Source organism: Nostoc sp. FACHB-133 (assembly GCF_014698055.1).
Classification (GTDB): Bacteria; Cyanobacteriota; Cyanobacteriia; order Cyanobacteriales; family Nostocaceae; genus Nostoc.
Map to the genome: position 1 here is coordinate 117,385 of NZ_JACJSH010000009.1, position 18,674 is coordinate 136,058.

15 protein-coding genes and 1 pseudogene are annotated in these 18,674 nt (G+C 42.5%); 7 read left to right on the top strand and 9 right to left on the bottom strand.

The genetic code is table 11. The annotated features are described in order from the left end of the window. Positions 1-416 precede the first annotated feature (416 nt). The 5 genes from H6G86_RS10130 (at position 417) to H6G86_RS10150 (ending at position 7,996) form a co-directional block, all read left to right on the top strand. The gene (locus H6G86_RS10130; RefSeq protein ID WP_163928115.1) at positions 417-1,454 is read left to right on the top strand and encodes an AI-2E family transporter; all 1,038 of its coding nucleotides are present in this window, start codon (positions 417-419) and stop codon (positions 1,452-1,454) included. A 108-nt stretch (positions 1,455-1,562) separates the two neighbouring features. Continuing rightward, positions 1,563-1,859: a DUF2288 domain-containing protein gene (locus H6G86_RS10135; RefSeq protein WP_190934277.1), complete on the top strand. Its 297-nt coding sequence runs from the start codon at positions 1,563-1,565 to the stop codon at positions 1,857-1,859. Between the two features lie 441 nt (positions 1,860-2,300). Further along, positions 2,301-4,709 carry an endonuclease MutS2 gene (locus H6G86_RS10140; protein ID WP_190934211.1) on the top strand — a complete coding sequence of 803 codons (2,409 nt, stop codon included), beginning with the start codon at positions 2,301-2,303 and terminating at the stop codon, positions 4,707-4,709. Between the two features lie 789 nt (positions 4,710-5,498). Further along, positions 5,499-6,104 carry a DUF3038 domain-containing protein gene (locus H6G86_RS10145; protein ID WP_114080213.1) on the top strand — a complete coding sequence of 202 codons (606 nt, stop codon included), beginning with the start codon at positions 5,499-5,501 and terminating at the stop codon, positions 6,102-6,104. A gap of 251 nt (positions 6,105-6,355) precedes the next feature. Continuing rightward, the gene (locus H6G86_RS10150) at positions 6,356-7,996 is read left to right on the top strand and encodes a DUF4335 domain-containing protein (RefSeq protein ID WP_190934212.1); all 1,641 of its coding nucleotides are present in this window, start codon (positions 6,356-6,358) and stop codon (positions 7,994-7,996) included. Between the two features lie 96 nt (positions 7,997-8,092). Here the strand turns inward: H6G86_RS10150 and H6G86_RS10155 are convergent, their stop codons facing one another. The 4 genes from H6G86_RS10155 to H6G86_RS10170 all read right to left on the bottom strand — a co-directional run bounded on the left by H6G86_RS10155 (position 8,093) and on the right by H6G86_RS10170 (position 10,438). Beyond that, positions 8,093-8,554 (bottom strand): ferredoxin, encoded by a 462-nt coding sequence (locus H6G86_RS10155; protein ID WP_190934213.1) that lies wholly within the window; start codon positions 8,552-8,554, stop codon positions 8,093-8,095. Beyond that, positions 8,554-8,940, bottom strand: a complete 387-nt coding sequence (locus H6G86_RS10160; RefSeq protein ID WP_012406942.1) for a DUF1257 domain-containing protein — start codon at positions 8,938-8,940, stop codon at positions 8,554-8,556. Before H6G86_RS10160 ends, H6G86_RS10155 begins: the two co-directional genes overlap by 1 nt. A gap of 39 nt (positions 8,941-8,979) precedes the next feature. Beyond that, a complete protein-coding gene (locus tag H6G86_RS10165) occupies positions 8,980-9,189 on the bottom strand; it encodes a DUF2997 domain-containing protein (RefSeq protein WP_163928123.1) in 210 nt (69 codons plus the stop codon). Positions 9,190-9,676: 487 nt separating this feature from the next. Next, complete coding sequence (locus H6G86_RS10170) at positions 9,677-10,438, bottom strand: hypothetical protein (protein ID WP_190934214.1); 762 nt, start codon at positions 10,436-10,438, stop codon at positions 9,677-9,679. 582 nt (positions 10,439-11,020) lie between these two features. On the opposite strand from H6G86_RS10170, the gene bioU reads away from it, so the two are divergent. Continuing rightward, entirely contained in the window at positions 11,021-12,025 is a 1,005-nt protein-coding gene (gene bioU, locus H6G86_RS10175; protein WP_190934215.1) for a (S)-8-amino-7-oxononanoate synthase BioU, read from the top strand. A gap of 127 nt (positions 12,026-12,152) precedes the next feature. Here the strand turns inward: bioU and H6G86_RS10180 are convergent, their stop codons facing one another. The 5 genes and pseudogenes from H6G86_RS10180 to H6G86_RS39470 all read right to left on the bottom strand — a co-directional run bounded on the left by H6G86_RS10180 (position 12,153) and on the right by H6G86_RS39470 (position 17,695). Continuing rightward, positions 12,153-12,713: a hypothetical protein gene (locus H6G86_RS10180; RefSeq protein ID WP_190934216.1), complete on the bottom strand. Its 561-nt coding sequence runs from the start codon at positions 12,711-12,713 to the stop codon at positions 12,153-12,155. 120 nt (positions 12,714-12,833) lie between these two features. Continuing rightward, entirely contained in the window at positions 12,834-14,057 is a 1,224-nt protein-coding gene (locus H6G86_RS10185) for a type II secretion system F family protein (RefSeq protein WP_190934217.1), read from the bottom strand. A 75-nt stretch (positions 14,058-14,132) separates the two neighbouring features. Next, positions 14,133-15,263, bottom strand: a pseudogene (locus H6G86_RS10190) (type IV pilus twitching motility protein PilT); the annotation flags it as partial. 103 nt (positions 15,264-15,366) lie between these two features. Continuing rightward, positions 15,367-17,373, bottom strand: coding sequence for a GspE/PulE family protein (locus tag H6G86_RS10195; RefSeq protein WP_190934219.1), 2,007 nt, complete (start codon positions 17,371-17,373; stop codon positions 15,367-15,369). Between the two features lie 190 nt (positions 17,374-17,563). Beyond that, positions 17,564-17,695 (bottom strand): hypothetical protein, encoded by a 132-nt coding sequence (locus H6G86_RS39470; protein ID WP_277883567.1) that lies wholly within the window; start codon positions 17,693-17,695, stop codon positions 17,564-17,566. 136 nt (positions 17,696-17,831) lie between these two features. Between H6G86_RS39470 and grpE the strand changes: the two genes are divergently transcribed. After that, positions 17,832-18,581: a nucleotide exchange factor GrpE gene (gene grpE, locus H6G86_RS10200; RefSeq protein ID WP_190934220.1), complete on the top strand. Its 750-nt coding sequence runs from the start codon at positions 17,832-17,834 to the stop codon at positions 18,579-18,581. Positions 18,582-18,674: the final 93 nt, after the last annotated feature.

Sequence of the window (18,674 nt, forward strand, 5' to 3'; positions counted from 1 at the left end):
AACCAGTAACTTAAAAGCAGGGGTTTCAAATATGGACACTGATTTTTATCGCACTGCGTGTCTTAAAAATCTTCTTTTTTATTCGACCTATTTAAAAATAGGGGCTTTATACCTTGTGGGGAAAAGTTTTTTATCCTTTCCTTTCCCCCTTACCCTTTCCCTTTTTCCCCTTTTTGGTAAATAAGGTATAAAATGCGGGACTAAAAATCATATATAAAGAGTTTCTGCCCCTGCCTCCAAACCAGTAGCTTCGTACTTCATACGAAAGAAAACTGCTGTATATGCTTTAGGGAGGTAGCGATCGCCCCTTAACCTCTGTATGTTTAAGGTCAATCTGCTCTAGCAATGACATCAGACTTTGTGCTTAAATGCAACTGCTAGGCAAATCTACCAGCAATTTCACCCTAAACAGCATTATGAGCGGCTTTGAAGCCAAGAATTTTTGGGAGCGATTAAATAATCTGGCATTAGTCCGCTTTTTACTTTTAGTTGCTTCTGGCTGGGCAATTGTACAGCTTTTAGCTTACTTTGAAGCAGTCATTGTTATTTTTACATTTGCGGCAATTTTGGCTTTTTTACTCAGCTACCCTGTACAAGGGCTGCGGCGTTTTTTGCCCCACGGTGTAGCTGTTGGCTTAGTTTTCTTACTCAGTATTGTGATTATAGGCGGTCTGATAATTACCGTGGGCTTAACGGTTTTATCTCAAGGACAAGAATTAATTGATAGTATCACTGTATTTTTAAATTCTTTAGTACCTTTATTAGAAGGACTAGAAGCATTTTTGCGAAGCCGGAATTTACAAATAGATTTAAGTTTCATTGAAGAACAATTGCGTAATCAAGCTGTATCAAGCCTTGTGACTAGTTTGGCTATCTTACAAGGTTTCATGACGAATTTTGTGACTTTTATCTTGATTGCAGTTGTGGCTTTCTTCATGCTATTGGATGGAGACAAATTGTGGAATTTTATTTTAAAAATAGTCCCCAAACATCGCCGCAATAGATTTACAAATATAATCAGGCGGTCTTTTTTAGGATTTTTTAGAGGACAGTTATTATTAAGTGCATTTCTCACAAGTACAACTTTTCTAGTTTTCTTAATATTAAAAGTACCTTTTGCTTTGATATTATCAATAATAGTCGGTTTCCTTGATATTATTCCTGGTATTGGAGCGACATTAGGAGTAAGCACAGTGACTTTATTTGTGTTGTCTCAAGGTGTTTGGTTAGCATTGAAAGTCTTGATAGCTTGTATTGTCCTCCAGCAGATACAAGACAATTTGATTTCGCCTCGAATTATGCAAGATGCGCTGAATCTTAATCCTGTAGTGATATTTTTTGCTTTGCTAGTAGGTGCTAGAGTAGCAGGATTATTAGGTGTTTTTATATCTATTCCAATCGCAGGAGTAATTGTATCTTTATTTGAAATTGATGAAATGAAATCTGAAGTTTAGAGACGCGATTCATCGCGTCTGTACAAAAGGTGGGAGTAGAGATGCAATGAATCGCGTCTGTAGTAATTAATGTAAAATAATTTGTTAGACAATACAAATTGATGAATGATGTCGGATTTAAGAGCGGAATTAACAGAAATTTTGGATGAGGCAGAGTGGGAGTGGCTAATTCCTCATGTACAACGAGATGCAGTAATTTTGGTAGCACCAGAGTTAAACTTGGTGGATGTTGGAGTAGCGATAGCCAGTGATAACATTCCATCAGTAGAACAGTGGATTGATGAGCAATTAATTACCAAACCCACAACGGTACAGGTGGGAGAATGGAATCTTGAGCGCAGTAAGCGATTTAATACTCTCATCGTTCAGCCTTACGTTTTGGTGAAGGAAATAGTTGCTACTTAAATTAGTTTCTGTATTGTTTTTGATGACAGTTTGTGTTGGGGTAGTTTCTCAGGAAAGATAGCTTGACCTTTTTTTTAATTAAAAATTAAAAATTAAAAGTTAAAAATTAAGGAGGATAATAATTTTTAATTAATTAATTTGGGGTACAAGCCCCCACTGAATCAAAGATTTCAGTTGTCTACAAGACGCTCGAATACTCGCTAAGGCTGCGTTAGCGAGTATTCGAGCGTCGCGTCTTGCAATTTTTAATTAATAATTTTTAATTCTTAATTGGAGCGTTCGCGCAGCGTCTCGTAGAGAAGCGACTTGACGTGCTATTTACTACTTGGTGATTACCACACACTATCCGGCTGATTTGAATAAAGCGAAATTTTCTCCTTTAAGATTTAGCCATCTAGGAGCTAGAATTGTTACGATAATTTCAGATTAGATGTTGAAACCTTGATCCAATCTGAAACCTTAGAATTATTAGAATGGCATCGCCTCTGCCAGCACCTTGCCACCTTCGCGGCAACTAAGCTGGGGGCGACAGCTGCGCGTCATCTGAAAATACCCGATTCTCAGACCCAAAGCGAACAGTTGTTAGAGCAAACCAAAGAAGTCTACCAACTGGAAAGTCGCCTGACTACGGGACTGTCATTTGAGGGAATTCAAGATATTGGCGATTCCTTAGAACGAGCAGAACGCAGTGGAGTTTTGGCAGGAGAGGAACTGTTAGCGATCGCCACCACCCTCGCAGGTGCTAGAAGTTTGCGCCGTGTCATCGACAATCAGGAAGATTTGCCAATACTGACTGAGTTAGTTGCCGATTTACGGACTTATCCAGAACTAGAACAAGAAATTCACCGATGTATTGATGAACGGGCCCAGGTAACTGACCGCGCGAGTCAAAAACTGGGAGAAATTCGCACAGATTTGCGGCGATTACGCAGCCAAATTACCCAAAAGCTGCAAAATATCTTACAGGCAAAATCTGGGGCAGTTCAAGAACAGCTAATTACGCAACGCAGCGATCGCTTTGTCATCCCCGTAAAAGCACCGCAAAAAGATGCTATCCCCGGTATAGTTCACGATACTTCTACCAGTGGTGCAACTCTTTACGTAGAACCTAATTCGGTAGTGCCTCTAGGCAACCAACTGCGGCAAATCATCCGAAGAGAGCAAGCGGAAGAAGAAGCGATTCGCCGTATTTTGACGGAACAAGTAGCCGCAGTCAAACCAGATTTAGAGAGATTGTTAGCGATCGCCACCACTTTGGATATGGCAACTGCTAGATCGAGATATAGTTTCTGGCTAGGAGCGAATCCCCCGCGATTTATCCGGCGTGAAGACAAGGAAATCATTACCTTACGGAACTTACGACATCCTTTGTTAGTGTGGCAACAACAACACGAACAAGGGCAACCAGTAGTTCCTGTAGATTTGCTGATCAACCCGCTAATTCGGGTTGTAACCATTACCGGGCCAAATACTGGTGGTAAAACTGTAACCTTAAAAACCTTGGGGTTAGCAGCATTGATGGCCAAAGTGGGTTTATTTGTCCCCGCCCGCGAACCAGTGGAAATTCCTTGGTTTGACAAAGTGTTAGCAGATATTGGCGATGAACAATCCTTGCAGCAAAGTTTATCCACATTCTCTGGACACATCCGCCGGATTAGTCGGATTTTAGAAGCATTGGGAGATGAGGGAGAGTCCAATGCCCCATGCCCCATGCCCAATTCCCTAGTTTTACTCGATGAAGTCGGCGCAGGAACCGATCCGGTTGAAGGAAGTGCCTTAGCGATCGCCTTGTTGCAGTATCTCGCTAATCATGCCCAACTAACCATCGCCACCACTCACTTCGGGGAACTAAAAGCCCTGAAATACGAAGACGAGCGGTTTGAAAATGCCTCTGTAGAATTTGACGAAAGTACTCTCTCGCCTACTTACCGTCTGCTGTGGGGCATCCCCGGACGTTCTAATGCCTTAACCATTGCCTTACGCTTGGGATTAAAACCAGAAGTGGTCGAAGAGGCAAAAATCCAAGTGGGAGAGGCCACAGATGAAGTCAACCAAGTGATTGCTGGCTTAGAAGCCCAACGCCGCCGCCAGGAAACCAAAGCAGCCGAAGCCCAAAGTTTGTTGCAGCAAGCGGAACGTTTATACAAAGAAGTATCCGCAAAAGCCTCAAGTTTGGAAGAGAGGGAAAGTAGTTTGCGGGCTTCACAGGAAATAGCAGTCCAACAAGCGATCGCTCAAGCAAAAGGTGAAATTGCCCAAGTGATTCGGCGCTTGCAAAAAGGTACGCCCACAGCCCAAGAAGCCCAGCAAGCCACCAATGCTTTGAATCAAATTGGCCAGCAATATCAGCCAGCAACGCCAGCAAAACCAAAAGCTGGGTTTATGCCCAAAGTAGGCGATCGCGTCCGCATTCCAAAATTGGGACAGATAGCAGATGTAATCACTGCCCCCGATGAAGATGGAGAGTTAAGCGTTCGCTTTGGGCTAATGAAGATGACAGTGAAGTTGCAAGATGTAGAATCTCTAGATGGTCAAAAACCCGAACCAGTTGTCAAAGCCAAACCAGCCCCAGCAGCAGTAACCCCGCCACCACAAAATGTCCCAGAAATTCGGACTTCCCAAAATACCATCGATTTGCGTGGTAAACGGGTAGCTGATGCCGAATATATTTTAGATAAAGCTATTTCGGAAGCTACAGGCCCAATCTGGATTATTCACGGGTACGGCACTGGTAAGCTACGACAAGGAGTTCACGCTTTTTTGCAACAGCATTCCAGAGTAAATAACTACGAACCAGCAGAACAAGCAGATGGCGGTACTGGTGTTACCATTGCTCACATCAAAAAGTAGCAATCAATGTGAAAGTAGGGGCGCAAGGCATTGCGCCCCTACTTAACGCCGTGTGCAACTTTCTCTCAGACCTAACCCCCTACCCCTTCCCTTGTAGGGAAGGGGAGCAATAATCAAAGCCTCTCGACCTTTCGGGGAGAGGAATGGAAGTGGGGTTTTAAGAATAAGTCGCACATCGCATTACTTAGGCAGACAATGGCCGAAAAGAAAGATTTTCATCTTAGGGCAATTCATAAATTGACCCTACCGCGTGTAGTTTTGCGTAAGTCCTAATTAGTTTCAAGAAGTTATCAATCATCCTGATGTTACCCACGATGTCATGAAATCAAACGCTACACGATGTCATGAAATCAAACGCTACACATAGATGGGATGATGGAAAGGGAAAGCAGTAAGAAGCGCCTTTAGCAAACAGGTAAAAGATTTGTATAGTAATTATGTATACATTAAGAACAAGTAATAAACATCAAGAAATTTCAAAATCTCAAACCGCAAATAAATGTAGGAGGTATTCTACATAATTAGCAGTTAGCATTCAAAACAATAGTTTATTTATACTCTTGTACGGAATTAGCAGTGAAAGTCAGGTAAACCTTAATTAGAATTGATACTTTTCTACTTTGTTGAAAATAAATTTTCATCTAGAGTAGGACAAAGATACATGCTGTTTACCACATAGAAAAATCTAGCTGAAGTCTCTGGCTCATAGCTATGGGAAACCAAGTTTGATGCTTGAGAGTCTGGTTTCAAAATGGGTAACAGCAACATCCCCTATCAGCTTGATCACCTATGCTAAAAGTTATGCACTCGGCCGCCAACTCAGCCACGCCAAATTCTCAGTGGGAGGATTTAATCAAGCTTCCAGCCCCAAACACAGTTCAATGGGACAATATCAAAACCCAATTAGACTTGGTGCTGTTGGCGCTAGAAACCTTAACTGGGATTGGTTCAGAGGCTATGCTTTCGGCGGCAACTGATCTGAATTTAGAGTCAAGAGTGCCAGACCGCGTAGCTTTATGGCGATTGCGCCAATCAAATCCCCTACGCAAAGGTCAAGGAGGGCGGAAAAAGCTAGATGTCGAAGAAGCGCGATCGCTTGTTCTGATCATCTGCTACTTAGCCAAACAGCACCAGGAATTGATTCGCCGCGCTGTCGGTCTGTTGGAACAAATGGCAGAAAATAACCGGGAACCTCACCAAGCTGCCTTACTTGGAGACTATATTGATGCTTTTTGCAACACCTACCAAGAGCGGATGGAAGAGGATGAGAAAATCTCAACAGATTTGCTTACCAACCTGGCACTAAAACTGCTTGTAGATTTACTTTTTTACAGCGCCCCTGGTGGACATCGCCGTCTCTGGCTAGCACTTATAGACGGTTCGACAAAATTTTAGATTTGAAATTTGAAATTCCTCAATCAAAATTTGCTTGTGATTTGTTTGCTAGATCGGGAAACTCTTTTGATCGTCATTAGCTCTTGAGCGATGCACTATCAGCAATGCTTCCTCCTAGTACAAGACTACATAACGAAAGAAACCTGACCAACTTCCTTCACTCAGAAGGAATCCACCGTTTAACTTTTCTTTGCAAGCAACTGGCTTAACTTTTTGCAAAATCCCAAATAGTCTTCCTCGCAGTTCCTGCCATGCCTCTATCAAATTCTGTAATTCGTCGCTACACACCACCTACTTGTACGCTAGAAGTATTCGCCCAAAGCTCGCCTCTATCCCGTTGGATGGGGAAAACTGTCCTCAAACACCTAAGCTTTGAACTACGCTTTGATGATCCCCGACTCCCAGAAGAACACAGAGTTCCAATTCGGGGCGATCGCGAGCAACTTGAAGCTTTATGTGATGCAGTCACAAACTACGTACAGCAATTCCTTCAACAGTCTCCAGAAAGCTTTTGGGTAAGTTTCTCCGGTACCCAGGAATCAAGCACAGCAATGGGTGAGCCGGAATTAAAGTCCTCAACAAAAACATTAAATTCCTTTAGCACCCAGTTTCCTGGGGCAAATATCCGCTTAGAACCAAGCAGCTATTTAACTCACAACTTATTTCTCGGTTCTCTTACCAACCACTCATCTGGCCCCGTAATTAAACTCACTCTGCTGCAATTATTCGATTTGGCAAGTGCTTTAGATGAATACTCAACTGATGTTATGGCACTTCCAACTCTCAACAGCACGAGTTCGACTCTGAGGTTCCCTGCCTGGGCACCTGTTGCCGCAGTATTAGTGTTAGGTATAGGATTCTTACCAGTTACTTGGCAATATGCTAACAGCATTAGGGGAAAGGAACAGCAGACAGCCAAAACATCAGATCCAGCAGCAGTAAAGACTGCCTTAGAACCTTCAACCTCACTAAACTTTCCTACGCCTGAACCTGGAATTATCCCTCCATCGGATAATTTGCTAGGTTCCACTCCTCCACTTTCCACATCTACTTTGCCCCAAGCACCTTTAACAGCCCCTAGTTCTAGTTTTTCTGCACCGCAACCTCTATTTCCCAATAATGCACTGACAACAACCCAGGGCAAGACTGCAACCCTTCCTAGTAATCGAGCGATGACTTCTCTGCGAGACGCTACGCGAACGGCGAGCCTTGCTAACTCACCATCAAGTAAAATCCCAGGGCAGGAAGTAGCCATAGTACCAAATCTTGCACAGAACCCTACAGGGTCAAATCCCCAAGGTGGAACTCTCCCTCAGTTGCGGAATTTGCCACCCAGACTATCTTCTAACCCAGGCAGCTTACCAACTAATGTCTCACCAGTTCTCCCTCCGTCTCTTGAGAGCATACCCAATAATAATCGTGGCAATACCTCTGCACTAAACTCACAACAGCTAGACGAAAGAATCAATTCCCTACAGCAACCTTCTACTGGAGAAAAACCCGCTTCACAACTTCCTTCGTCTAGAACTGCGGAGAACAATCCATTCATCGACCAATTAGGAGATGCACGTAAAACCCCTAAATCCAGAGAAGTGGCTACTGGTACATTATTTGATACACCTCAAGTAGCAGAAGCTAGAGAATACCTAAAAAAGCGTTGGCAACCACCTACTGGGCTAGGACAAACATTAGAGTACAGTCTGATAGTCAGTGTTGACGGCACAGTTGAACGAATTTTTCCTCTTAATAAGGCAGCAAGAGAATTCGTTGATAGCACTGGGATGCCTGAAGTTGGTAAACCTTTTGTTTCCGCCAATACACGCGGACAAGATGTCAGAATTCGAGTTGTTCTCAGTCCTGATGGCAAGGTACAGACTTTTCCAGATGAATAAGTAAATACCGAAAAGCTGTCATAAATTAGCTATATTACGAAAAGCAAAAGGACTGGATATACCCAGTCCTTTATTATATTGATTCAATGTTTTTTGTTAATAACGAGATCTTTTTGTCTTTAACTTTTGCTTTTTACGGCGATGTTCGCTAGCAGCAACGGCCTGTTCTACCGGATAACCCACTACGGGAATTACTTGATATTTGCGCTCTGCTTCTAAGTTTTTCAATTCAGTGTAATCAACCCAGTGAATACAATCAACTGGGCAAGTATCAATTGCTTCTTGGATAATTTCTTCAGCGTCTCCATCTTGTCGAACCACGCGCGATCGCCCGTAATCTGGTTCAATATAAAAGGTGTTACGTGCAACATGAGCGCAATGCTTGCAACCAATACAGGTGATTTCATCAACATAAACACCATTTTGGCGCAACAAACCGCCCAATTCCGGTTCTAAACCAGAACGTTCTGGGGCATCCCGTAAAAAACCCCCTAATTCTGGTTCTAAACCGGAACGGTTATCTTCTTGTTCTTCCGGCGACGGTAGAAAATCAGCCATTACGCACTCCAGCGCTGTACTACCAGGCGAATGGAACCATCTTCATTTTTTTGTTGTTCAGAGACTTGAAAACCAACACGAGCGGTTTCTTTCACAACTGTTTGGTAAGCATAGCGCTGTGTTACCTGGCGCAAAAATCCATCCACAGAAAGGTCTTGCTGCCAATATTGCAAATCAGCTACTAATTCATATTCCTTACCATTCCATCTAAAGCCGATATCATAGCCATTTTCCTGCTCAATACTAACTTCCGCAGGATGGGTTTGACCGCGATAGCCACGGACTTCGCGTGGGCCGGGTTTCCAGTCTACGCCCAATTCAGTCAAAGCATCTTTCAAAGAATCAAGGTTACGGATTTGAGTCTTAATTTGGCTAAAGTGTGACATGGTGGTTGTGAATTAATAACACTAAACTACTGTGAAAACTTACCAATCGCTGTAAGTGGTGTGCGTATTCGCCACATTAGATTGCTGCAACTTCGCGGCGAAATATTCTGAGGTTGGCTCATGATTAAGTACTTGCCCCAATTGCGCCTCTATTGCTGCTGTAACCTCAGCGCAAGAAGCACCCACAATACCAGTGACTTTCTCTTGTACCCGACCGTCTGGATAGATTATGAACTCTAATGTCTCCATGCTCTTGGACAACCAGGATAAGTACGCTTAAAATTGTACTGCCTTAGCAGAAGGCTATAAATATAGCCGTAGGAACATTTTTACTTAGATACAAACTTGCCATTTGTTAAATAATGTTCCATCTTTCAACATATATATCTCAGAATCTTTACAAAATTTATTAAATTTATAAGCAGTCACATCAGTATTTAGTTAGTCTCTCTTAACCTCATCGATTAGTCAAGGTAACAACCGGGCCTGCCAATTAAGCGGCAAAAGTCCTAGAAATAAGCATTAGACGTAGTATAGCCAGCTAGTTGAGTTACAAAAATATAAAAATTCTTGAAAAACTTTATCATTACCATTCGGTTGGACTTATTTTAAGCAAGGGTTTTCACTTAGGTTGGATGCAGCGCAGTGTATCTGAAAGCTCACTCGCTGCCCTACACCTCTTGAGCATGTAGTGGCAAGTAAACTCTAATCATTAAGTGAAAACACTCCTTTAGATTTATGAACTTATAGAAGGAGCTAGTTGCCAAACCCTTGAATAATCTCTAATAACCTCCCTCGCCTGAGAAGAAATAAATATTGTAGCTTTTTGGACAGCAATCTTTGCGGCATCTCGGCGACGTTGAAACTCACCCCCTTCCCTGTGATATTCTTTGGCTAAATATGCCATTTCTCTAGTAACATAGTGCTTATTAATTAAGTGAAAATTGCAACCTAATAACATTATCAAAATAGCAAGATTGCCCGCTACTTCTTGTTCTATATCTTCAAACCTGGTGAAAACTTGATATGAATAAATAGTTGCATGGGATACGTTACACAATGCTCCCCAAAGAATTTTTAACTCTTTAAGTTCTGGTGTAACAATTTTCTTCAAAATTGCATTTGAAAAATAAATTGTTTCTCCAGCTATCCACTTCGAGATAAGATTATCGCTTTTTCGTATGGAAGCGAACTTTGCAATCATTAAAGCTTCATAGACTGATCGTAGTAAAGCTAAACCTGATCCGTGTAAACCGTCTAAAGTCAGTATTAGACTTGAGTAAAGAGCAATTTCATTTTTAATTACTGCTGAAAATATTGGTTTTTCTGCATCACCGTGCTGCGTAAGGTGACGATGTTGAAGCAAACCGAAAAATAATTCAATATATTCATGCTGTGTATCAATACAATTTTTTATAACTGATATGCGTTCAGTAAAACTTTCTTGAGCAAGAATTCGGTTGCGTTGACGTTCTTTTTCTAATTCATCGAATCGCATATCTCAACTAACAGTTACATCACTTCCTATTTAAACACTTTTCCTGTTTGATTTTACTTCAAGCAATGAAAAATATTTCGCAAAATTATGTTTCAAACAAACACAGCGATGTCCGGTACTCCTGAACGCCCAACATCATTTTTAACAAATTAACAAGTTTTGTAGTGAGGTCTTCAGCCCTCAAGGTAGGGTTAAATTCTTCACTACGAACTAATTTAAATATGTTTTACATTATTTCATATAGTGTGAGTTGTGCTCGCCGACTTACTTAAGCTTATGCTGCTGATGGTTAAGAGTTACTTGGTAACGAATATGTGAAAATAACCATGATTTATACCCATATTCTTAATTTTGGTAGTCGGGGTGTTTGCAATCCTTTATATTTTTGATGCTATTTTGCGTGAAAATTTGCTCAAGCCTAAATCAATCAGCAAGAATTTCTGGTAAAAAAACTGATTTGGTTGGCGAACAAACCAGGATAATGAAGCATAATTAACCTTTATAGCTAAAAGCTGTCAGCCATCAGCCACAAGCTGAGATGGTAAAGTTTGAAGGCTTGTGATTCAACTTCAGTAATTGACTATGAGTACAGCAAATATCTTGTCAGCGATACGTATAGGAGTACTAGGTTTCGGTGGACTCGGACAAGCCGCCGCCAAAGTACTTGCTGCTAAACAGGAAATGATTTTAGTCGCAGCCGCAGATCAAAAAGGTTACGCTTATGCTGCTGAAGGTTTAAATACTCAAGAATGCATTGCAACTTACCAGTCTCAAGGTTCGGTAGGTTATTTGGAACCAGTTGGTACATTAACAAATCAAAGTATTCAGGATGTAATTGCAATAGCTCAACCAGTGGATGGGTATTTTCTGGCTTTACCCAACCTACCAAACGATTTTATCCCCTCTGTAGCGAAAGAGTTTATTAAATCTGGTTGGCGTGGAGTGCTAGTGGATGCAATTAAGCGCACCACTGCTGTAGAACAATTACTGGCGATGAAAGAAGAACTGCAAACAGCCGGGATTACCTATATGACAGGCTGTGGTGCAACACCCGGATTGTTAACTGCCGCAGCCGCATTAGCAGCCCAAAGCTACGCCGAAATTCATCAAGTCGAAATTACCTTTGGAGTGGGAATTGCCAACTGGGAAGCTTACCGCGCCACTGTTCGGGAAGATATTGGGCACATGCCTGGTTACACAGTGGAAACTGCTAGGGCAATGACTGACGCAGAAGTAGAAACACTACTAGATAAAACTAATGGCGTGCTTACCTTGAAGAATATGGAACACGCTGATGATGTGATGCTAGAGGTAGCGGGAATTTGCGATCGCGATCGCGTTACTGTTGGTGGTGTAGTCGATACTCGCAATCCGAAAAAGCCCCTCAGCACCAACGTTAAGGTAACAGGACGCACCTTTGAAGGTAAGATTTCCACCCATACCTTTACTCTAGGAGATGAAACTAGCATGGCAGCTAATGTCTGCGGCCCTGCATTTGGCTATCTCAAAGCTGGTAGACAATTGCACCAACGTGGCATTTATGGAATATTCACTGCTGCTGAAATTATGCCTCAATTTGTGAGGTAATAATTAGGAGAGACGCGGTTAATCGTGTCTGTATAGGAGTTAGGAGTTAAAAAACTAAACTTGAGACTTAAAAATCTCTGGTTTTGTTTAAAAGTTGCAATTGAAAACTCTTAACTCCTAATTTTTTCTAAGCTGGTGGGATTTCTGGACAAAAAATATCTGTCACATCCTCTTCCAGCAGCGAATCTGGTGTTTGTATAATAAATGGAAGTTCGGCCCCTACGAGTCCTCGTTGGATACGTTCTAAAGTATCACTAAACACAACGAACAAAGGATATATAATATTAGCGCCCTCGCTCAAAATATGACTGTGACGGAGAGGCATTAACCATTCATAATCATTGTCCAGGAAAACTTGAGTTTGTCGCCAACGTCCTAACAAATCAGAAAAGTCTTCGTGAGCGCGATGAATAAAGACTAAAATTTCGGCTCCAGTTTTGATCTTCCACTCTGGATCGCACATCAAAATTGCTACATCACAGGGTAAGCAGATTGTTTGTGGAATTGTTGTCGCAGTATTGCGAAGACGGACAATTGGCAAGGGGATAGTGATAACACTTTCATCTGGACGGCGCAGGCTGGGAATCATCTCTAAGTATGGCCGATATTGCTTTAGTAAGGCGATCGCAGCTAGATGATTGCTGTACTCCGCCAAACTCGCTTCGTAGTGAGATTTTTGCACAGTCATAGTTGATTAAATAGTGAGGAGTTAGGAGTTAAGAATAAAATTAATCAGTTAGAAGCTAAAAGTAGAAATAAAATGTTTCTATTCCTAACTCATAACTTCTAACTCTTAACTATTAATCCTTTATCCCAGCTTTTCAAATACCGCAAACATAGGCAGATACATCGCTAGCAAAATGGTTCCAACCATTCCCCCTAGAACTACAATCATCACTGGTTCCAAAATACTGGTCATTGCTTTTACTGCTTGCTCGACTTCATCTTCATAGAAATCGGCAACTTTCATCAACATTGCATCTAATTCTCCAGTTTCTTCTCCGATACTAATCATTTGAATTGCCATAGCTGGAAAAACGGCATCTTTTTGTAAAGCAATGCTAATCATGCCCCCTTGTTGAATCTCCATACGAGCTGCGTCTATGGCATTAGCAATCACTTGGTTTCCTGATGTATCTCGGACAATTTCTAAGCAAGTTAAAATTGGTACACCTGAACGAGTCAAAGAACCAAAAGTCCGGCTAAAGCGGGCAACTGAAGATTTTTGAATTAAGTCACCAAATAATGGCAGTTTGAGGGAAAAACGATCAATTGTGATGCGACCAACAGGAGTTTTACCGTATTGTGTAAAAGCAAATTTCAGTCCTATAAGAGAAGCAAGAAGGACGATAGCACCCGGACTTCTCAAAAACTTACTAGCATCCATCAAGAATTGTGTTAAAGGTGGTAATGTGATTCCAAGTTGTACAAAAATTGTGGCAAAAATCGGAATCAGAAAAATAGTCATACCGAGAAAAATAGCAACTGCGATAAAACCCACAACCGTCGGATAAGACATTGCTGATTTAATTTGGTTTTGTAATCGGGCAACATCTTCTAACAACTTAGCTAAACGATTCAATACTTCGTCTAGAACACCACCAACTTCGCCAGCTTGAATCATACTCACATATAATCCATCAAAACAGTCAGGATGCTTCCGCATTGCCTCTGAAAGATTCATTCCGCTTTGAACATCGGTGCTAATGTCTACAAGAGCTTGTTTCAATTTAGTATTACTACACTGTTCGGAAAGCACCCCCAGACTTCTAACGATCGCAACTCCCGCATTCATCAAAACGGCAAATTGACGCGAAAAAACGGCTTTGTCTTTCACAGAAACCTTAACTAAGGAATTCTGGAAGTTTTTGAAGGCAACATCTGGCTGAAATCCCTGAGATTGCTTGAGTTCTTGGATTACAAAACCTTGATCTCTGAGATTAGTACGAGCTTGTACCAAGGATTCAGCAACAATTTTTTCTGTTCGAGATTTTCCTTGCGAATCCCGAACACGGGCAACGAAGTTTGGCATAAATAAATTCAAAATTCAAAATTCAAAATACTCAAGGGGATGAAATATTCTTCATCTCCCCTATCCCCAATTCTTTTAATGTGCTTTGGCAGCCGCACCGGGTTTTGCACCAGCGCCTGCTTGTGGTGTAGAATTCCCGATGAGACGTTGGATTTCATCTGGCTTAGAAGTTTTAGACATCGCTGCTTCAAAGGAAATCGTTCCTGCTTTGTAAAAATCAGCTAAAACTTTCTCCAGAGTTTGCATCCCCAATTTGCCTCCAGTTTGAATAGCTGAGTAAATTTGAGATGTTTTGCCTTCTCGAATCAAGTTGGAAATAGCGGGAGTGACTATCAGAATTTCTTGAGCCATCACCCGACCATATTCACCGGGTTTCGGGTTTTTCTTGGATACCAAAGTCTGGCTAAATACTCCTACTAATGAGTTAGACAACTGCACCCGTACCTGGGTTTGTCTTTCATGGGGGAAAACGTCAATAATTCGGTCAACAGTTTGGGCGGCAGAACTAGTGTGGAGAGTACCAAATACTAAGTGTCCTGTTTCTGCTGCGGAAATCGCCAAAGAAATCGTTTCTAAATCGCGCATTTCTCCTACCAGAATAATATCTGGATCTTCCCGCAAAGCTGCTTTCAAGGCATTCGCAAAGCTCTTAGTATCTTCACCCAGTTGTCGTTGGTGAACCAAACTTTTAATAGGTTCGTAAACAAATTCAATTGGGTCTTCCACCGTTAAAATATGCTCTGCCTTGGTGCGGTTAATCAAGTCGATCATTGCCGCTAGGGTAGTTGTTTTTCCGGAACCTGTAGGACCTGTCACGAGAATAAGTCCTCTGGGCTTATCGCACATTTCCCGCACTATATCTGGTAGACCTAACTTTTCAAAGTTAGGAATCTTAGAACTTAATGCCCGTAAGCAAGCGGCATAAGCACCACGTTCTTTATAAACATTCACCCGAAAGCGAGCCAAACCCTTAACACCATAAGAACAATCTAATTCCCAGGTCTGCTCTAAGGTTTTACGCTGGGTGTTATTGAGCATACTAAAAATCAGCCTTTGACATTGATCGGCTGTCAATATATGCTCCCCGATGGGAGTGAGTTTGCCACTGATGCGGAAGTAAGGAGGCAAACCTGCGGATAAATGCATATCCGAGCCACCCAGTTCAATCAACTGTTCCATCAAATCTTCAATCATCATTTCCATAGTTCTGCTTCCTTTTAATGTTTATTGTTTGTCCTTGTCTTTTGTCATTTGTTTAAAGTTACTAAGCATCAACTAATGACTAATGACCAATGACTAATGACTAGTCTCAAAATCGAGATGTCATACAGTAAGGACAATCCAGCCATTCTTGTTTCAATGTGGCATCACAACTGCGGCAGGTAAGGCCAGTCTTGCGTTTGGCTTTTAACTCGGCTTCCAAACCAGTATCAGTAAACGTCACTCGTTCTACTTCTTCTAAAGTGGTAGAACCCTCGCGCACTAAGTCCAAGCTGTAAGCCAGCAAAGTTTTCATGCCCTCTTCTATTGCCACTTCCTTGATGCGTTCTGTGGGTGCATCTTCGTTGATGAGAGTTTGCAGGGTTTCGGTGACTCGCATGACTTCATAAACACCACAACGACCTTTGTAGCCAACACCATTACATTTTGAGCAAAGCTGATTTTTGCCTTTGGCTTCGGCGATCGCATCTAATGTCAAGGTGTTAGCCTTATAAAAGGTGACTCCGACATCAGAAGAAGCTGATAGACCATAACGAGCCAGTTCCTCGGTTGTAGGAGTGTAGGGAATGCGACATTCAGAACATACACGCCGCACCAAACGTTGAGCTAGAACGCCAATTAGCGAACTAGAAACCATGAAAGGCTCAATTCCCATTTCTCCCAAACGAGCGATCGCACCTGGGGCATCATTGGTATGTAAAGTAGTTAATACCAAGTGACCGGTCAAGGCAGCCTCAATTGCTGTTTTTGCCGTTTCCTTATCCCGCGTTTCACCCACCAGCAGCACATCTGGATCTTGTCGCAAGAAAGCCCGCAGAGCGGTAGCAAAATCCAGCCCTTTTTCCCGAATCACCTGTACTTGAGTAATCCCTGGAAGACTGTACTCAATTGGGTCTTCCACAGTACTGATATTAATTCCGGGATCATTCTTTTCTGAGAGTGCAGAATACAGCGAGGTTGTTTTCCCGGAACCAGTTGGCCCAGTTACCAGAATTAGCCCAAAGGGACGGCTAACCATATCCTTGACAATATCTAAAGTCTCTTGATCGGTAATTAACTTATTCAATCCCAGTTGGGTTGAAGAGTTATCCAAAATCCGCAGCACGACCTTTTCCCCGTAGCGACTGGGTAAGGTATTTACACGAAAATCTACTTTGCGTCCCTCAAACATCCGCCGGATGCGTCCATCTTGGGGTAAACGGCGTTCGGCAATGTCTAGATTCGAGATGATTTTAAATCGGGCTGTCACTGCCGGGATGATTTTTTTCGGTAGGGGATCGAAAGCTTCACGGAGTACCCCATCCTTCCGAAAGCGAATGCGTAAGTTTTCTTCTTGCGGTTCTATATGAATGTCAGAAACGCCCTCATGCAAAGCTTTAGCCAGGATTCTGTTGACTAGGTTAATGACTGGGGCATCCTCTGCACCCTTCATCGCTGCTCCTAAATCAGCCTCCATTTCTTCAGGAGCATCTGCAAGATCAAGATTTCCGAGGTTTTCTAAATCCTGATTAATATCTGTAAACTTTTCTTGTTCCAGGTGCTTTTGCCGAACAGCCATTTCATCCAGATATTGGTTGATTAGCTGCTGGTAGTCTTCCTGTGTGATCACCATGCGCTGTAATGCCAGCCCTTGGGGACGCAAGATGCGGTTCAGGTCATCGGAAGCTTCTAGATTATCTGGAGCGACCATCGCCACTAAAACTGAGGGCGGGGTTTGGTCTTCGTGTTTCGATAGTGGTACTAAACGATGGCGACGGCAGATATCCACTGGGATGAGGGTTTCAATCAGGTTCCCCATCATCGTGTTGCCAATGGAGTTGACTTCCGGATCGAGGAATTCAACACCGTATAGTATTTTAAGTTCAAATAGCTGCTGTTTTTTGTATTGCCTGAGCAACTCAGGTGATAGTTGTTGCCCAGTAATTGACTCTAGTACTTCCGTTAAGGGTCGGCCAGATTTGCGGCTTTCAATTAGTGCCTGCCTCATCTGTTCGGTATTGACATAGCCAGATTGTACTAGCTTGTTGCCAAAGGGCGAAAACTCTGTTCTGGTAGTTAGAGCGGTACTGCGCCGTTGTGGTGACGAGTAAGTCATAAATGAGCGAATGAGTAGGGGAACCTCTGCTTAAAGTATTCCCAGCCTGTGAGATAGAATTCTCATTTCCCAAAAAAGTCCTGAGTCAAGTCGCTTGCTTTACCAAAGGAGTACGCTCAGAATTCAAAATGACGCTTTCTATGAGACGCTAAAAGCGTAACTTGCAACTCTTACAGAGTATGCGCGCTAACTAATGCTGCGCTAACAAAATTAAAGATACTGCCTCTTGCCACTCTTCCAAATTACTTACTCCTAGAGGTAGACTATTCGTTCGGGTTCCCGCCTTAATAGTGCCTACGCGAACGTGTTCACCATTTGTCACAATAAGAAAATGGTTACATCACTTCCAGAAACTTGTCGGCAACAAAATCAGCCTCAGTTGCAAGTCGTGGATGACGACGGTTGCAAGCAATGGAGATACACTGCCATAAATAGCAAGCATCTGGAATGAGTGGACAATGATGGATGAAAATAAACAGATAAACAATACTAGCCAGCAATTGGGTGAACCAACAGAGGTAAAGCAAGCAATGAAGAGTGACTTCCCAGCCCAAATTAATTTCAATGAATCTGGTAGCGAGGAGACAGAGCAAGTGTCAGCCCCAACTAATGTATCGGGAGATGCAGCTACTTTCAATCCAGAAACTGGTGTTGCTGCAACCGAGAACACTGGAGTGGAAACGGCAGCTCTGGCAGAACTGACTCAACAAATTGAGTCTCTCAAAACACAGCTAGAAGAGCGTAGTACTCAATATATGCGGATTGCTGCTGATTTTGAGAATTATCGGAAACGCACTAGCAAAGAAAAAGAAGAGCTAGAGACGCAGATGAAGCGGAACACGATTCTAGAATTGCTGCCAGTGGTTGATAATTTTGAGCGGGCGCGATCGCACCTCAAACCTCAATCTGATGGCGAAATGACTATGCACAAAAGCTACCAAGGCGTTTACAAACAATTAGTAGATAGCTTGAAGCGGTTGGGTGTTTCACCAATGCGTCCTGAAGGTCAAGAATTTGATCCTAACCTGCACGAAGCAGTAATGCGGGAACCTACGGATGAACATCCTGAAGGAACAGTGTTAGAAGAGTTAGTGCGCGGATATTACTTGGGCGAACGTGTGCTACGCCATGCAATGGTCAAAGTAGCTGCTCCAAAGGAAGATACACCTTCTACGGAGGAAGATCAGTCGAGTCAAGCCTTCAGTTAAGCTGTAGTCGCTCGTCTCGCTGACCAAAAGTGCCTGGGTTCTAGCAAGGACGAGCATCGCGTACCAAAACTTGGACAAGGCTTTGGATAACTT

Excerpts from the sequence above, each read along its gene's own strand:
- H6G86_RS10170 (WP_190934214.1), bottom strand. The coding sequence starts at position 10,438 with ATGCGATTCGATGAATTAGAAAAAGAACGTCAACGCAACCGAATTCTT.
- H6G86_RS10195 (WP_190934219.1), bottom strand. The coding sequence starts at position 17,373 with ATGACTTACTCGTCACCACAACGGCGCAGTACCGCTCTAACTACCAGA.
- grpE (WP_190934220.1), top strand. The coding sequence starts at position 17,832 with ATGATGGATGAAAATAAACAGATAAACAATACTAGCCAGCAATTGGGT.
- H6G86_RS10130 (WP_163928115.1), top strand. The coding sequence starts at position 417 with ATGAGCGGCTTTGAAGCCAAGAATTTTTGGGAGCGATTAAATAATCTG.
- H6G86_RS10165 (WP_163928123.1), bottom strand. The coding sequence starts at position 9,189 with ATGGAGACATTAGAGTTCATAATCTATCCAGACGGTCGGGTACAAGAG.
- H6G86_RS10145 (WP_114080213.1), top strand. The coding sequence starts at position 5,499 with ATGCTAAAAGTTATGCACTCGGCCGCCAACTCAGCCACGCCAAATTCT.
- H6G86_RS10185 (WP_190934217.1), bottom strand. The coding sequence starts at position 14,057 with ATGCCAAACTTCGTTGCCCGTGTTCGGGATTCGCAAGGAAAATCTCGA.
- H6G86_RS10155 (WP_190934213.1), bottom strand. The coding sequence starts at position 8,554 with ATGGCTGATTTTCTACCGTCGCCGGAAGAACAAGAAGATAACCGTTCC.
- H6G86_RS10150 (WP_190934212.1), top strand. The coding sequence starts at position 6,356 with ATGCCTCTATCAAATTCTGTAATTCGTCGCTACACACCACCTACTTGT.
- bioU (WP_190934215.1), top strand. The coding sequence starts at position 11,021 with ATGAGTACAGCAAATATCTTGTCAGCGATACGTATAGGAGTACTAGGT.
- H6G86_RS10180 (WP_190934216.1), bottom strand. The coding sequence starts at position 12,713 with ATGACTGTGCAAAAATCTCACTACGAAGCGAGTTTGGCGGAGTACAGC.
- H6G86_RS10135 (WP_190934277.1), top strand. The coding sequence starts at position 1,563 with ATGTCGGATTTAAGAGCGGAATTAACAGAAATTTTGGATGAGGCAGAG.
- H6G86_RS10160 (WP_012406942.1), bottom strand. The coding sequence starts at position 8,940 with ATGTCACACTTTAGCCAAATTAAGACTCAAATCCGTAACCTTGATTCT.